Here is a 14,668-nt window from a genome sequence, read left to right as displayed (position 1 = left end):
CCTTCTTCAATCAGAATTCTTCACGTATCATGCAATGCTTTATCGTATGTGTCGCGTGATCAGCGGGTGCGACCGCCAGTCTCTTTGATACGAAAGGTTGCGTTCCCCAGTATATCCTCTACCTTCTGCTTCAATTCTTCCGACGGACGCACCCCGTATTTCTCCACGGGAAGCTCTAAAAGCTGTCGGTTGTTTTCATAGAAAAGGCGAACCGGGGTCGTCCCTTTGTATTTTTGCAACAAACGCTTTAACTGGTCTAAAACAGCAGTGGATTCCCGTTCAGGGTCCACTTTGATATAGACAGCCCAGGAACGAGCCCGTTGTGGAGAGGATTGCGTCTTAACTTGGACTTCCCCCCGTGCGAAACGCTCTAAATCTTCCACGGTATCCGCCAATATTTTAACTCCTTCTTCGTGTTGATTGACTTTGCCCGATACTTTTAACGGCCGGTCAATTTGAAGCAGGGAACGATATTGGCTAAACACCCGTGGAAATACCACCACTTCTGCTTGTGAACTGTAGTCTTCCACCGTCGCAAACGCCATCGCATCCCCTTTTTTTGTGGTAATCGGCTTCACATCCGCTACCACACCACAAACCGCCACCCGCTCACCATCACGCACTTCCTTTAACTTCCCCAACGGATGGGTGGCGTGGCCTTTTACCGCTTCGCTGTATTCATCCAAGGGATGGCCGGAGAGATATAACCCCAGCAGTTCCCGCTCCATCTCTAATTTTTCCCGCACTTGAAACGGTTTTACTCGATCATAGTTAAAGCGTGTTCCCACTTGCTCCGTCTCATCAGCAAACAGACGCAGTTGATCGGTGGATTGACGCCGTTGGAAGCCACCTCCTGCTTCAATCGCCTCATCCAACATCGCCAGCTGCTTGGCGCGATGCTCTTTCAGACCATCCATTGCCCCGCATTGAATCAGGGACTCAATCACACGCCGGTTGCATACGCGCAGATCGACCCGACGGCAAAAATCGAAGAGATCACGAAAGGGTCCCTGTTTTCGCCTTTCCTCCACAATCGATGAAATGGCGTGTGTGCCTACGTTTTTAACCGCTGCCAGACCGACGCGAATTTTACCGTCCTGGACGGAGAAGCTCCGTTCACTGCTGTTGATGTCAGGTAGATCAACCGTAATGCCCAACCGGCGGCCGTCTTCAATATACTCCGCCATCTTAGTGTGGCTGCCCATCACCGTCGTCAACAACGCAGCCAAAAAGTACAGGGGATAGTTGGCTTTGAGATACGCCGTCTGGTAAGCCAAAACGGCATAAGCGGCGGAGTGACTGCGGTTAAAGCCGTAATTGGCGAAGCGAACGATCAAATCATACACGGCCCGACCTGTCGCTTCATCATAACCTTGAGCCAAACTACCTTTCACAAACGCCTCCCGCTGTTTATCAAGGAGATCGCGCTGTTTTTTGGAGACCGCCCGTCGTAGCAAATCGGCTTGTCCCAACGAGAAACCGGCCATGCGAGCTGCGATCTGCATGATCTGTTCCTGGTAGACGATGATGCCGTAAGTATCCCGCAGAATCGGTTCCAGATCGGGATGGGGATATTGGATCGACTCCTGTCCATGTTTAGCGCGAATAAAACGGGGGATCTGTTCCATCGGACCGGGACGATACAGTGCCAACACCGCAATCACATCCTCAAAAGTGTTGGGTCGCAGTTCCCGCAGCACTTTACGCATTCCCGCCGATTCCATCTGAAAGACACCCGCTGTCTCCCCTTTGGACAATAAGTGGTAAGTAGCGAGATCATCCATCTCCATTTGCTGAAAATCGATCTTTACGCCTTCCCGCTGGCGTATATCGTCCAAGGTTCGTTCAATCACGGTTAAATTGCGCAACCCAAGGAAATCCGCCTTTAACAACCCGATCGCTTCTAACGCATCCATCGGATACTGGGTGAGAGAGATCCCATCAGCCCCCTGTTCCAGCGGCACATGATCAGTCAAATCCCCTGGGGCGATCACCACCCCGGCGGCGTGTGTCGATGCGTGGCGGGGAAACCCCTCCACTTTCCGCACCGTTTCCATCATCCGTTCCACTCGCGGATGTTCACGGATCCACTGATCCAAATCTGATCCCGGTTTCCACACTTGCTCCAGAGTGACTCCCGGCCCAGCCGGAATCCGTTTGGCCGTTTGATCCACGTCTCCATAGGGAAGTCCCATTACCCGACCAACATCACGCACAGCTGCCCGCGGCGCCATTGTACCAAAAGTGATAATCTGGGCGACGCGCTGGTCTCCATATTTGCGGGTAACGTATTCAATCACTTCATCCCGTCGTTCATAATTAAAATCGATATCGATATCCGGCATATTGATCCGCTCGGGGTTGAGAAAACGTTCAAACAACAGCCCATAGCGGATGGGGTCCACATCGGTAATCAATAATACATAAGCGACTAAGCTGCCGGCGGCAGATCCCCTGCCCGGTCCCACCGCAATGCCCTGTTGTCGTGCAAACCGGATAAAGTCCCACACAATCAAAAAATAATCCTCAAACCCCATCTGACCGATCACCGCCAGTTCGTGATCCAGTCGTTGCATCACTTCCGACGAAAGGTTTCTATATCGCTGTTTGGCCCCTTCCAGGCACCGCTCTCGCAAATAGGAGGCGGCATCAGTGTTTCCCGGAACAGGAAAGCGTGGCAGCAGACGCTGTCCCAGCGGAATCTCCACCTGACACCGATCCGCGATCCGACGGGTATTGGCCACCGCTTCCGGTACATGGGCAAACAAGCGCTTCATTTCATCCGCTGTCTTCAGATAAAAATCTTGGCTGGGAAAGCGTAACCGATCCTCTTCCTCCAAGCGCCGGTTTGTGCCAATACACAAAAGGCAATCATGCATCTCATAGTCGTCTTGATCGATATAGTGAAGATCATTGGTCGCTACCAACGGAATCTTTAGCTCTTGCGACAGTTGGATCAACTGTCGATTTACCTTTTGCTGTTCGGGCAGTCCGTGGTCTTGCAATTCTAGAAAAAAGCGGTCCGAACCGAAGATTTCGCGATATTCCTGGGCCAAATGGCGAGCCTTGGTTGTGTTTTCTTCCAAAATCGCCTGGGAAATTTCCCCTGCCAGGCAAGCGCTGGTGGCGATAATGCCCTGTGCATGCTCTCGCAAGATTTCTTTATCCACACGCGGTTTATGATGAAATCCTTCCAAGTGAGCGCGGGAAACCAGCTTCATCAAGTTTTGGTACCCTTGATTCGTCTCCGCCAACAGCAATAGGTGATAGATTCGCTGTTCCTTACGGGAAGGGCGCTCCTCCCGGCTCCCCGCTGTGAGATACACCTCACATCCGATGATGGGTTTGATTCCCGCTTTACGGCAAGCGCGATAAAACGGAATCACACCGTACATCGCACCATGATCCGTGATGGCCAAAGCGTCAAAACCACTCGCCTTCGCCCGGTCAACCAGATCCTGAATACGGGATGCTCCATCCAACAGGCTGTATTCCGTATGCACATGCAAATGAATAAAAGGTGTCTGTGTCATGACCAAGCCCGTTCCCATCGAAGCTCGGGCAATTCCCCCTTTCCGCTCGGTGTTGTTCTCTTCATTATACCGCAAGGAAAAAAATCGAAACGGAAGAAAAAACTAGTCCCCTGTTACAAAGATTGTTCTTCCATCATTGTAGAGCGATCGCGAATGGATTTCCGCCTTGCTTCATGCACTCACCAACACAAGTCTGCCCTACAACGTGCTAAATGACAGCCCGTCTACATACAGATGAGAAAAGGAGTATGAGTGAGAAAGGCGGGGGCTCCATGAATGAATTTTGGTCAACCACCATCCTCAACTACTTTATCGCTTTAGGCGTAGTGCTAGGTGGTACCCTGCTAGGGGGGATTGGAGCGTTTTTTGGCAATGAACCGCCGATGTACGCAATGATGAAGTTGTCGGAGCAATTGAAAATATGGGCCTTAGTCGCTGCTCTCGGCGGTACCTTCGATACGATTAAATCGTTTGAAGTGCATCTCCTCGGCGGTCATTTGCATCAAGTATTGCAGCAGTTGGTCTTTATTGTAAGCGCGTTTTTTGGTGCTCATGTGGGAACCATCCTGATCCGGTGGCTGATCCAGGGGGATTGGTAAGATGGAACATCCCTCCAGGCGAGTCCGTCACCTACGATTGTGGATTATTTTTAGCCTCGGTATTTTAGTAGGTGCCGTCATCATGACTCTTTTTTACGGAAAGAAGCTGGATAGTCTCTATTTGGAACGGGATGCGCTCTATTATGCCAATAACCAGAAAAACAAAGAAATCCTGCTCTTACGGGAGGATATCGATAAACAGGCAAAGCGACACGCCCGCCAAAATGAGGATTCCGATCGCATCGAAAAAGTGGCGGTAGAGGTGGAGAGCGAAGAAGCGTTCGGCCAAGAAGCGATAAAAGAAAAGGTAGAGGAGATCTTGCAACCTTTTGTCGGGAAGTCGATTCACTGGGTTAGCAACAATCCAGATGTGTTGGATACCATGTTAAAAGAACGATCCATCCAGGGAAAAAATAAAACAAAGCTGGAGATTCAACTCAAATACTTGGCTTTCCTTGATACACAGTTAAAAGTGTGGGTTCAAGCCCGTGAAGTTTCCGACAAAGATGTGTCCATGGCTGATGATTAATCGCTTTTTTCCCTTTTTTAGTGTATGCTAAGAGCAAGAAAGGGGGGGAAGCTGATGATTATCAGCCGTAGACAATTGGCAAAAGCAAAGGTAGAAAAGCTGAAGAACGGTTTTTCCGCCTATGCGGAAACACAAGAAGTCGCTCAGTTGGTTCAGAAGGAATTGGATGCAATCGGTATTCCGGTATATGTGGACCATACTTCGATCGGGTACTGGTTCATTCCGGAAAACCCGGGAGAATTCCCAGATGCGACGTGCCCCCCGGAATCCTTTGATTCTCCCAGGTAAAATGACTTGCGCCTCTTTGCCACCGGCAAAAAGGCGCCTCTTTCATAATTGAAGTCGTCGCTGGAAGGAGATCGTAATGGAGTACCTTCTTATCATATTAATTGGTGTCATCCTATTTGCTGCGATCCGCACGTTTTCCAACAGCATGGCATCCCGTCGCAGTGAAGGGGTAGATCGAGCCAAGCACCGAGCGCAGATGAACATCAACATGGGAGTCTTGTTTATCGCTATTGCTGTTCTACAGGGGATTTCCGTGAACGGATCGGGGATCAGTCTCTTTCTCCTTCTTCTAATTGGGGCAATCGGACTCTACAATTTCATCCATGGGGTACGGACTTGGCAATCCATCCAAAAAAACGGTTAATTTCTTCAAAATAAAAGATCGTAGTGTTTCACAGTATCAACTCAATAAAGCCCTGGCTTTCCGTTTTGGGAAAACCAAGGCTTTTAAATATTCGATCGTATTCTTCTCGTTTTTTCTTAGATTGGAATCAATCCCGCCTTGGTTCGGCGGTTCTTCAGGAACGCGGAGGTATATGGGGAAACCTGGCGTTTATCGCTCAATCAACTGAGCCGTTATCAAGCCTTTCGCCACCATCTGCCCACCGAGAAAGACTTCCGCCTCCACCTTTCCCACCTTGCGCCCCAGATCGATCACTCGGGGAACGACGACAATTTCCCGCTCCAGCTGAACCGGTTTCAACATATACAGATTAAAATGATCCGCCACCATATCGCCTCGATGTTGCCGTCGTAATCGCCGGAAAGCTACTTCTGTCATAAGGGAGGTCAACACCCCGGTGCTCAGATTTCCCAACGGATCTGTCATTTGTGGGGTAACGACCCCTTTATAGGCGAGCTCTCCATTTTTGTCCCGTACTTCTTCAAAACCGCGGAACACCAAATCGTTGATCGTCTCCCCCACCTGGGGCTGCTTCTGCATATACTGCAACGATTTGATCACATCCTGGCGGCTAATCACGCCCAACAGGTGATGATGCTGGTTGACAACAGGCAACAGTTCAATGCTCTCCCACACCATCTCATGGGCAGCAGCGGCCAGTGACGTTTTGGGATTGACGGTAATGGGATGACGAGTCATCACTTTTTCGATCAAAACATCGGAATCATGGCCGACGACATCTTTAGCCGTTACAATCCCATGCAATTTGCCGGAATCATCGACAACCGGATATCGGCTATGGCTAGTCTCTCGAACGGAAGCATGAAAATCGGACACCCGGTCGGCCAGCTTGAGGTAGATCGGATGATGATCCGGTAACAGCATATCCTCTACCAACAGAATCTCCTTTTTTATCAAACGATCATAAATGGCGCGGTTAATCATAGCAGCCACCGTAAACGTATCATAGGAACAGGAGATAACAGGTAACTCCATGCGATCGGCTACATTTTTCACTTCATCGGTGGCATGAAACCCTCCTGTGATTAAGACCGCCGCCCCTCGCTCTAAGGAGATGCGATGAGCCTGATCCCGATTTCCCACAATTAAGAGACTGTTTGGCTCTACATACTTAATCATATCTTCTAGTTTCATCGCCCCGATGACAAAGCGGTTCAATGTTTTGTGCAACCCCGCTAATCCTCCGAGAACATGCCCATCTACGATATTGACCACTTCGGCATAGGTGAGGCGCTCAATCTCCGAGCGCTGTTTTTTTTCGATCCGGACTGTACCCACCCGCTCTACTGTCGAAACCAATCCCTGGTTTTGCGCATCCTTGATCGCTCGATAAGCGGTACCTTCACTAACACCGATATCTCTTGCAATCTGGCGTACGGAGATTTTGTGACCGATATCCAATTCTTCTATATATTGAAGAATGCGCTCATGTTTGGTGGGCACCTTGACTCACTTCTTTCCACAAAAATTAAACCGTTTTCTTCCACATTATACACGATATCAGCGAGAGCCCAAAAGAAAAAGGAAGGTTTCCCTTCCAAGGATGCTAACAAAGTGGGTCGGCGATGATGAATTGTCCACTCCCGAGTCCCGCTATATGTAGCTAGAGTCACTCGCCGGATAAAGTGGAAACTCTATCTGTGGGCGTTTGCCATAGCTGGGTCGTTAAACTTATCGGACTTCGTACGGTGCCCTCTTGTTTTTTTACCCATCTTTCTTCAAACCATCTTCCCGCACCCATTCCCCCATGTTATCGGCTTTCTCCCACCGCTTTAGCACAGCGTCTACCGTTGTCATTCGCTCTGCTACCGTTCCCCACAATGGGATATAGGGAATGCGGCGCTCCTTCAACTCGGCGATGATCCGCTTTTGTATAACCCTTCGTTTCCCGGGGCCGGAACGGTCCCAGGTATCTGCATAGGGAATGTCATCGGCACAAACAAACACCAAATCATACCGGGCAGCCACCTGGTTTGCCAGTTCGTCCAATTCAGGTAAGACATAACCGTGATAATCCAACGAAAACTGAGCCGTAGTCAAGGCATTGGTATCGGTGAAGAGATAACGATTGGCTTCAAGCAGACACGCCTCCTCCCGTTGAAGATGCCCACGGGCAATAGCGAGAAGCTGTTCCGGTGCCAACCGCCGGTTCACTTGGTGCCGTTCCCAGTATTCCCGTCCGTATTCCGGCATCCACACCGTTTTGTATCGGGAAGCCAGTGCCTGTGCCAACGTCGTCTTACCGGTAGAGGGAGCTCCAAGGAAAACCACGTTGGTTACCAAATCTCGATATACCAGGGGGGATAGATAGGACCGCCAGCGAAACGGATCATGCCGAATTTGTGTAGCGGAGATGGGTACCTGTTGCCTTGGTGGATCCACCAAGCGATTGACCGCCCCCAATGCCTGACTCATATGCTCCCCGTAAAATTCGCTGGAGTAAAAATGGGTGATGGTCTCGCCGTTTAGTAAATGTAAAATATATTCCTCATGCATACGGCGTATGGCGGGCGTATCTCCGATGATTTGCGGCCCATCCCACGCCTCCAACACTTTCGCAGCGGGGTACAGCTCCCGCAGCCACCGGGCACGAACATGTAAAGGCACCCGAGTCTCCGCGGCGTCATAAATAAGGATGATCAGTTCATCCATTTCCGCCAATGCAGTTTCAATCATATATTGGTGTCCTTTGTGAAGGGGGGCAAACTTCCCCAAGGTTAATCCGCGTTTCACCCTTCCCCCACCGCTTTCTCCTCTTTATTTACCGGTGGCTCCCCTTCACGGGCCCCTTTGCTCCAACGTATCCAGCCATAGACGCTGTTCACCAGATAAGCAGACCACATCACCACCATCGTTCCTGCATCGGGGCTGCCGTCAATCAAACGTAAGCTCCACATGGTAATGGCTACCCCGTTAATGACGATCCACAGCGCCCATTGTTCACGAAAGCGCAAAACCATCAGGATCATGGCAATAACGGAGAGCACATTGGTCACGGCATCGAGATACGGCGTATGTTGCCCCGGTAAAGTGGATAACCACCAACCGTATGCGATTACCGCTATGCCGCACCCGACAAATAAGAGCAGCATACCTTGCCACGATAAGCGACGCATCTTCACTGCTGTTTGCGTCATGCGATTTCGCCAAAGCAACCACCCGACGATCTGCATCGGAAAAAAGAAGAAGGCATTCAGCATCATCTCGCCATACAGTCCACCGACATAGCTGATCCAGGCATAGCCAAGGGTATTGTAGACCCCAAAACCATAGGTCCAGATACTTCCTTTCGCTGCCAGAACAACACAAACCACACCGGTGAAAAAAACAGTCAAGCCGAATAACGAATCCTGCCACCATATAGACAAAGCAACGGAAATCAATGAAAAGGATAACAGCCAAATGAGTTCAAACGGTCGCCAACGATGTAGACGCATCGATGTCTTCGCCTCCCAGCGATGAAAAGATGAAAAACAATCTTTTTTATTTCGACATCCACTACCGGCAGTCCTATTGTAAGAAAAAACGTTCCGTAAACCGGAACGCACCTTATCCTTTGAAATTTCTACCAACCTCGCAACCGTACACCCCGCCGCCTTTGTTGCGTTTTCAACCACTGGCGGCGACGATCCGCCTCGGCACGCCGCTGTTTCTCCCGATCGACTTGTAACACCATGCGCCAGTTGGCGGCAATGACGAGATAGGCGAATACCAGCCACGAGATGGCAAACCAATTCCCCAGCGTCGATTCTCCCCCTACCGGTAGACGCGGTACCGCCACAATCAACATCAGGATCGTAAACATCAGGGACAAGCCATATTTTCGATTTAGCATAAGATCCCCCCTGTTAGAAAAAACGGTTTTTAAGTCTCCGTTCTTTTGTAGTCGGCAAAGGATTTCACTTTATTTCTGATGTTGTAAGGCCTGTCTTTCTCGCCTATTTCATCCTACGGAGCAAGAGGGAGAAACATGCAAAAAAAGAGCCGGTGGGTTTCACCGGCTCAAAAATAGGGGGTTTTCATCCTAGTTTTAGGATAGTAGTCAGACATTACAAAGAGATTACACCCGATTTACAGTTTGTTATCGACCTATTTACAATGTGGCCGATTCTCCCGGTTCCAACACACGACTGGGGATGCCTCTGCTTTTTAACTTTTCTACAAAAGCATACGGGTCCTGCTCAATTATGGGGAAGGTGTTGTAATGCATCGGAATCACCTCTTTGGCACCTAGCCATTCCGCCGCCAATGCCGCATCATCGGGCCCCATCGTAAAGTTGTCTCCAATCGGCAATAGGGCCAGATCCACTTGTTGTTGCAAACCGATCAGCTTCATATCGGAAAAGAGAGCCGTATCCCCAGCGTGATAGATTGTTTTCTCTCCGATTGTCAGCAGGATTCCCGCCGGCATACCCATATAAATGATCTGCTTCTCAGTGGTGACATATCCGGAACCGTGCAGGGCCGGGGTCAATTTTACCCGCCCAAAATCAAAAGAATAGCTGCCGCCGATATGCATCGGATGGACCTTTACTCCTTGCCACTCCAGCCAATCGGCCAGCTCGCTAGGAGCGATCACCAAGGCATCGTTCTTTTGGGCGATCTCAACAGTGTCACCCACATGATCGTTATGTCCGTGTGTCACCAGAACAACATCCGCCTCAATCGCCTGTGGTTCAACCTGGGCGAGGGGATTGCCCGTTAAAAAGGGGTCAAAAATAAATTTGTGTCCCTGATGATGGATTTCAAAGCAACTCTGTCCGTGAAAGCGAATCTGCATGTTAGACCCTCCTCGAAAAATCGTACCCGACCCCGATGCGATTGTTACATCCGGGAACGGGAGGACGGCATGGGCGGAGAAATCGCTCTTGCCAAAATCTGCTGGATCTGTGCCGTCAAACGGGCCATCCCTTTTTCCGCCTCCAAGAACCGGCGGAAGGATGATTCTCGTTCCAATCGATTCTTTAACGTCTGCCAACGCTGCATCAACTGTGCTGAAGGCTCTTCTCCTCGCCACCGGCACGTCTCTACCTGGAGACGCATCTCTTGATAGCGGAGGAGATCATCGGCCAACCGGGTTTCTGCTGCCAGCTCTCGCCAGGCTCGTTCCCAAACTTGCACTTCCTCTGAAGAACGAAGAGCATCGGCCAATTCCCGCGCTTTGGTCATCGGATCCATCCTTGTTCCTCCTTGTCCATCCCATTGGATTTATACCACATAAGCAAAAAAGAAACCTTCTCTTTTTTGCAGATAAGGGGTAAATCTTTGGGCCTGCATTAAAGAACGGTCGATTGCCCCTTTTATTCACCGGGTCATACATGCCCACATACCATACATTAGTCACTCCACGCGGAAGGGGATCGACATGGGGTTTGCTCGCATCGTGGTCCAAATCGTATCCGAACGCGTTTTTCCGCCAGGATCCAATCTCATTCTTAGCCAAGGTACCGCCAATCGTTTACGCCTGCCCCAACACCCGGTGTGGATCACCTTCGGTTCCGCCACCGACACCGCATTTATACGCTCCACTCCCAACCAGACGCCCTTGGTTCGAATCAGTTCCCGTCTGGCTGGGCAACTAAAACTATCGCAGCAACAAACCCTGAATGCTTATTACGATCCTTCATCGCGGCGACTCCAATTGGGTCCTCTCCTGGGTGTCTTGATGAATCGCAATGTCGAAGGAAGCGAAAATCAGCTGTTTGGACTGATGGGTGAATTTTTACAGGAATGTGCTTTGGCCGCGATGCAAAAAGGGATGGCTTTTACCGTTTTTCCGGCCGAACAGGTGCAACTAACCGAACAGCGGGTGAGAGGTTGGGTCTTCCGCAATCAATCATGGGAGTTGGTCACCTCCCCATTGCCCGATGTTATCTACAATCGCATCACCTCCCGGCGCATTGAACGCCAACCCCAAGTCCAGCAAGTGTTAAGGTCGCTTCGTCAATCGCAACGGGTCCACTTTTTTAACGAAACCTTTCTCGACAAACAACAAGTTTTCGATATGTTGTCCAAAGACCCCGTCGCCCGCTCGCTGTTGCCAGAATCGGTTCCCTTCCAATCCACCCGGTTGAAACCGATGCTGGAACAATATCGGTTTCTCTATCTAAAACCGGTAAACGGTAGCCTGGGGCAAGGAATTATTCGCCTTAGCTTGATCAATGGAAAATGGGTATGCCAACAGGCGGAAGCGACTGGAACCGTCACCCGTGTGTTTCGATATCCTAAAGAGGCGATTCGCCAACTTCAACGGAAGGTAGTGGGCTCCCGTTATATGATCCAGCGCGGGTTAAATCTCGTTACCCACGATGGAAGACCCGTCGATTTTCGGGTTTTAGTACAAAAAAACGGTCAGGGCACATGGTCGGTCACCTCCACCGTCGCACGGGTAGCCAATGATCACCATATCGTCTCCAACTTGGCGCGGGGGGGAACTTTGCGCAAAGCAGGGGAAGTACTGGCCGATATCCCGCTCGCCAACAAGCCTGATCTAAAGCAAATCCGGGAGCGCGCCTTAGAAGTGGCTCAATCGTTTGAACGGGAAGCAATGGGGCATTTTGCGGAGTTGGGTATTGATCTGGTATTGGATCAAAAAGGGAAACTGTGGTTGCTGGAGCTCAATTCTAAACCCTCCAAAACCGGTGATACCATTAATGTTCCCACCGCCGGGGCGACACGCCCCTCGGTCTCCCGTCTGCTGGACTACACCCTTTATCTAACGGGTTGGGCTCCACTGTTATTAAAACCGATAACCAAGCGCCCCCTATCCAAGCGAACCAGGAGGAAAAGACGATGAAGCTCCCGGAACGAAACACATTGGGCGTTATCACCTGTAAATCCAAGGGGATGCCCCCGTTCCTTGAAACCACATACTTTCAACAATTAAGCCATGAAGGCTTACGTATGGGGCTCCCCGTGATCGTCTTTTCCCCCATGGACGTAGATTGGAAACAGCGCAAAGTATCGGCTTGGCACTGGCAGCCCAAACGGCGCGCTTGGACCGCGGGTACTCACCCATTACCATCCTTAATCTACGATCGTTGCTATTATACCAACAGTCGCCATTACACCCGCTATAAACCCTACGTGGAGCGGTTAGCGCAGGATCCCGATGTCCATTTACTCGGCCGACCTCTCGGGGGAAAATGGAGTACTTATCAGCTATTGGAGCCGAACCCTTCTATCCGCCCCCATCTTCCACCGACATCCAAACTGGTCTCTTCGCGGGATTTGGAACAAGCCTTAGACCACTACGGTTCCATCCTGATTAAACCAAATGGCGGCAGTCACGGCCGGGGGGTGATTGCGCTTGTACCCTTTGACCACGGTTACAACATACGTGGTCGAACCCTTCGCAATCAACCGCTTCATTTTTCTCTGCCGACACGGACAAAGATCATTTCTTGGGTACAGGAGATCACCGCCAACACCCGCTATATCATCCAACCTTATCTTTCCCTAGTCACAGCGGATGACCGCCCCTTTGACATCCGCATTCTCGTGCAAAAAAACGGATCCGGCATGTGGGAGACTACCGGCTCTGCCGTACGAACCGGAAAACTCCACTCGCTCACCTCCAACCTGCATGGTGGAGGAAAAGCGGAACGAACCCTTTCTTTTCTGCAACAACATTTTTCCGAAAACACCACCACCCGGATTACCCACACCATTGAATCGCTCTCCACAATGGTCCCTCGTCAGATCGAGCGAGAACACGGTCGACTGGTAGAACTGGGGCTGGATATTGGAGTGGATCGCAGCAATCGTGTTTGGTTACTTGAAGTCAATTCAAAACCGGGTCGATCCGTCTTTTTGTTAACCGGAGAAAAGGAACAACGTCGACAATCCGTTTTACTGCCCGTGCAATACGCCCGATCATTTTTCTTCGGGCCTACAGGAGGGTCTGTATGAATTCCGACATTTGCCGAATCTCTCCGCTGACCACCAAAGCCCCCGCCCAGGCCATTCTCCTGTCCAAATCGTTGATGAAACAGTGGGGATGCCTTTCGGGCCAATCCATCAAAATCAAAGTAGGAAACAAAACGTGTATTGCCCGGGTTGCCGGCTTAAAAAGAAGTCATGCGCAAATCTACCTTCCCCGTTCCGTCTACACTCATCTGTCTCTTCCATATTTCGGATCGATTCGGGCTACTTACATTCAAAAAGAATTGCGCATCGGTCCGGTCATCGCCATCCTGACCACCGGATTTACCGGATCACCCACCGCCCCTTTCGGCCTTCGATCCGCGCTGTTTCGTAACTTTTTGACGGCTGCGCAGGAAGATAAGCCTATTTTTTACGTCTTTACCCCGGAGATGGTGGACTGGAACAACCAAGTAACAAGCGGCTGGTTTTACCAACCAAATGCAAACGGATCCTACCAATGGATTCGCCGCACTGTTCCCCTTCCTGATGTGGTGTATGAGCGCATCCCCAATCGCAAATCGGAATCTCTCCCAAGGGTACTGGAATGCAGGGAACGGCTTCGTAGCCATATCCGATGCCAGATTTTTAACCAAGGCTTCTTCAACAAATGGACCGTCCATGAAAAGCTGCATAACCATGAATTAGCAGCTGAACATATTCCAGAAACGTATCATTCCCCTTCCGTTTCCGTCATTCGCGAAATGCTGGAACGGCATCAGATGGTTTATCTCAAACCCAACGGCGGAAGCTTAGGACTGGGCATCTTCCGCATCACCCGCCACCCCAACAAAGGCTATTTTTGCCGCTTTCGCGAAGGGGACAATAATATTCTGCGTCGCTTCTTCTCGCTTGAGGCACTGCTACGGCATGCCTTCGGCCCACAATTGAACCGCTTACCCCGCTATCTCGTTCAACAGGGAATCCGTTTGGTTAAGTACAATGGGCGCTCCGTCGATTTCCGCGTGCATATGCATAAGGACAAACAGGGGAAATGGCAGGTTGTAGGAATGGGCGCCAAAGTGGCGGGTTTAGGGAGCGTAACCACTCATGGCCGCACAGGTGGCTCTCTCTTGACGGCGGAAGAATTGTTGAGCGACTCGTTCCCTGGCAAAGAGAAAGGAATGATGGAACACATCCAAAATGTCTCCATCCAAATCGCCCGCGCCTTGGAAGGTGAGGTAAACGGGCATCTAGGTGAATTGGGACTTGATATCGGGGTGGACCGTTACCGCAAGGTTTGGTTGTTTGAAGTAAATTCCAAGCCAGGGCGCTCCATCTTTCTACATCCTTCCCTTCGCAGCGCGGGCCGACAATCCGCCCGTTATATCACGGAATACAGCATGAAACTGGCACAATTCGTTTAGCGAAA

At 50.5% G+C, this 14,668-nt stretch carries 14 protein-coding genes; 7 read left to right on the top strand and 7 right to left on the bottom strand.

The genetic code is table 11. The features are described from left to right. Positions 1-59 precede the first annotated feature (59 nt). A complete protein-coding gene (locus C8J48_RS03160) occupies positions 60-3,533 on the bottom strand; it encodes a DNA polymerase III subunit alpha (RefSeq protein WP_107727557.1) in 3,474 nt (1,157 codons plus the stop codon). 272 nt (positions 3,534-3,805) lie between these two features. On the opposite strand from C8J48_RS03160, the gene C8J48_RS03155 reads away from it, so the two are divergent. The 4 genes from C8J48_RS03155 (at position 3,806) to C8J48_RS03140 (ending at position 5,313) form a co-directional block, all read left to right on the top strand. Continuing rightward, complete coding sequence (locus tag C8J48_RS03155) at positions 3,806-4,132, top strand: YtrH family sporulation protein (protein ID WP_107724918.1); 327 nt, start codon at positions 3,806-3,808, stop codon at positions 4,130-4,132. Between the two features lies 1 nt (position 4,133). Then, positions 4,134-4,661 (top strand): sporulation membrane protein YtrI, encoded by a 528-nt coding sequence (locus C8J48_RS03150; RefSeq protein ID WP_107724917.1) that lies wholly within the window; start codon positions 4,134-4,136, stop codon positions 4,659-4,661. A 54-nt stretch (positions 4,662-4,715) separates the two neighbouring features. Continuing rightward, complete coding sequence (locus tag C8J48_RS03145; RefSeq protein ID WP_107724916.1) at positions 4,716-4,949, top strand: YtzJ family protein; 234 nt, start codon at positions 4,716-4,718, stop codon at positions 4,947-4,949. Between the two features lie 76 nt (positions 4,950-5,025). Further along, complete coding sequence (locus C8J48_RS03140) at positions 5,026-5,313, top strand: YtpI family protein (protein WP_107724915.1); 288 nt, start codon at positions 5,026-5,028, stop codon at positions 5,311-5,313. A gap of 189 nt (positions 5,314-5,502) precedes the next feature. Here C8J48_RS03140 and C8J48_RS03135 read toward each other — a convergent pair whose 3' ends face one another. The 6 genes from C8J48_RS03135 to C8J48_RS03110 form a co-directional block, all read right to left on the bottom strand. Further along, the gene (locus C8J48_RS03135) at positions 5,503-6,816 is read right to left on the bottom strand and encodes a DRTGG domain-containing protein (RefSeq protein ID WP_107724914.1); all 1,314 of its coding nucleotides are present in this window, start codon (positions 6,814-6,816) and stop codon (positions 5,503-5,505) included. 261 nt (positions 6,817-7,077) lie between these two features. Next, positions 7,078-8,106 carry an AAA family ATPase gene (locus tag C8J48_RS03130; RefSeq protein ID WP_281261182.1) on the bottom strand — a complete coding sequence of 343 codons (1,029 nt, stop codon included), beginning with the start codon at positions 8,104-8,106 and terminating at the stop codon, positions 7,078-7,080. Then, complete coding sequence (gene pnuC, locus C8J48_RS03125; protein WP_107724913.1) at positions 8,103-8,810, bottom strand: nicotinamide riboside transporter PnuC; 708 nt, start codon at positions 8,808-8,810, stop codon at positions 8,103-8,105. Before pnuC ends, C8J48_RS03130 begins: the two co-directional genes overlap by 4 nt. A gap of 128 nt (positions 8,811-8,938) precedes the next feature. Beyond that, the gene (locus C8J48_RS03120) at positions 8,939-9,208 is read right to left on the bottom strand and encodes a hypothetical protein (protein ID WP_107724912.1); all 270 of its coding nucleotides are present in this window, start codon (positions 9,206-9,208) and stop codon (positions 8,939-8,941) included. A 258-nt stretch (positions 9,209-9,466) separates the two neighbouring features. Continuing rightward, positions 9,467-10,153, bottom strand: coding sequence for a metal-dependent hydrolase (locus C8J48_RS03115; protein WP_107724911.1), 687 nt, complete (start codon positions 10,151-10,153; stop codon positions 9,467-9,469). A gap of 44 nt (positions 10,154-10,197) precedes the next feature. Further along, entirely contained in the window at positions 10,198-10,551 is a 354-nt protein-coding gene (locus C8J48_RS03110; protein ID WP_107724910.1) for a YlbF/YmcA family competence regulator, read from the bottom strand. A gap of 187 nt (positions 10,552-10,738) precedes the next feature. On the opposite strand from C8J48_RS03110, the gene C8J48_RS03105 reads away from it, so the two are divergent. The 3 genes from C8J48_RS03105 to C8J48_RS03095 are packed head-to-tail and all read left to right on the top strand — an operon-like array spanning position 10,739 to position 14,663. Further along, positions 10,739-12,169 (top strand): YheC/YheD family endospore coat-associated protein, encoded by a 1,431-nt coding sequence (locus tag C8J48_RS03105; RefSeq protein ID WP_107724909.1) that lies wholly within the window; start codon positions 10,739-10,741, stop codon positions 12,167-12,169. After that, positions 12,166-13,284, top strand: a complete 1,119-nt coding sequence (locus C8J48_RS03100; RefSeq protein WP_107724908.1) for a YheC/YheD family endospore coat-associated protein — start codon at positions 12,166-12,168, stop codon at positions 13,282-13,284. The genes C8J48_RS03105 and C8J48_RS03100 overlap by 4 nt, the downstream gene beginning before the upstream one ends. After that, complete coding sequence (locus C8J48_RS03095) at positions 13,281-14,663, top strand: YheC/YheD family endospore coat-associated protein (RefSeq protein ID WP_107724907.1); 1,383 nt, start codon at positions 13,281-13,283, stop codon at positions 14,661-14,663. Before C8J48_RS03100 ends, C8J48_RS03095 begins: the two co-directional genes overlap by 4 nt. Positions 14,664-14,668 lie beyond the last annotated feature (5 nt).

Source organism: Desmospora activa DSM 45169, from assembly GCF_003046315.1.
Classification (GTDB): Bacteria; Bacillota; Bacilli; order Thermoactinomycetales; family DSM-45169; genus Desmospora; species Desmospora activa.
Note: the sequence above shows the minus strand (reverse complement) of the source record. Positions and strands in the feature narration are given on the sequence as shown.

What these genes read in the sequence shown, in the direction of transcription:
- C8J48_RS03160 (WP_107727557.1), bottom strand. Translation starts at nt 3,533, where the DNA reads ATGACACAGACACCTTTTATTCATTTGCATGTGCATACGGAATACAGC.
- C8J48_RS03155 (WP_107724918.1), top strand. Translation starts at nt 3,806, where the DNA reads ATGAATGAATTTTGGTCAACCACCATCCTCAACTACTTTATCGCTTTA.
- C8J48_RS03150 (WP_107724917.1), top strand. Translation starts at nt 4,134, where the DNA reads ATGGAACATCCCTCCAGGCGAGTCCGTCACCTACGATTGTGGATTATT.
- C8J48_RS03145 (WP_107724916.1), top strand. Translation starts at nt 4,716, where the DNA reads ATGATTATCAGCCGTAGACAATTGGCAAAAGCAAAGGTAGAAAAGCTG.
- C8J48_RS03140 (WP_107724915.1), top strand. Translation starts at nt 5,026, where the DNA reads ATGGAGTACCTTCTTATCATATTAATTGGTGTCATCCTATTTGCTGCG.
- pnuC (WP_107724913.1), bottom strand. Translation starts at nt 8,810, where the DNA reads ATGCGTCTACATCGTTGGCGACCGTTTGAACTCATTTGGCTGTTATCC.
- C8J48_RS03120 (WP_107724912.1), bottom strand. Translation starts at nt 9,208, where the DNA reads ATGCTAAATCGAAAATATGGCTTGTCCCTGATGTTTACGATCCTGATG.
- C8J48_RS03115 (WP_107724911.1), bottom strand. Translation starts at nt 10,153, where the DNA reads ATGCAGATTCGCTTTCACGGACAGAGTTGCTTTGAAATCCATCATCAG.
- C8J48_RS03110 (WP_107724910.1), bottom strand. Translation starts at nt 10,551, where the DNA reads ATGGATCCGATGACCAAAGCGCGGGAATTGGCCGATGCTCTTCGTTCT.
- C8J48_RS03105 (WP_107724909.1), top strand. Translation starts at nt 10,739, where the DNA reads ATGGGGTTTGCTCGCATCGTGGTCCAAATCGTATCCGAACGCGTTTTT.
- C8J48_RS03100 (WP_107724908.1), top strand. Translation starts at nt 12,166, where the DNA reads ATGAAGCTCCCGGAACGAAACACATTGGGCGTTATCACCTGTAAATCC.
- C8J48_RS03095 (WP_107724907.1), top strand. Translation starts at nt 13,281, where the DNA reads ATGAATTCCGACATTTGCCGAATCTCTCCGCTGACCACCAAAGCCCCC.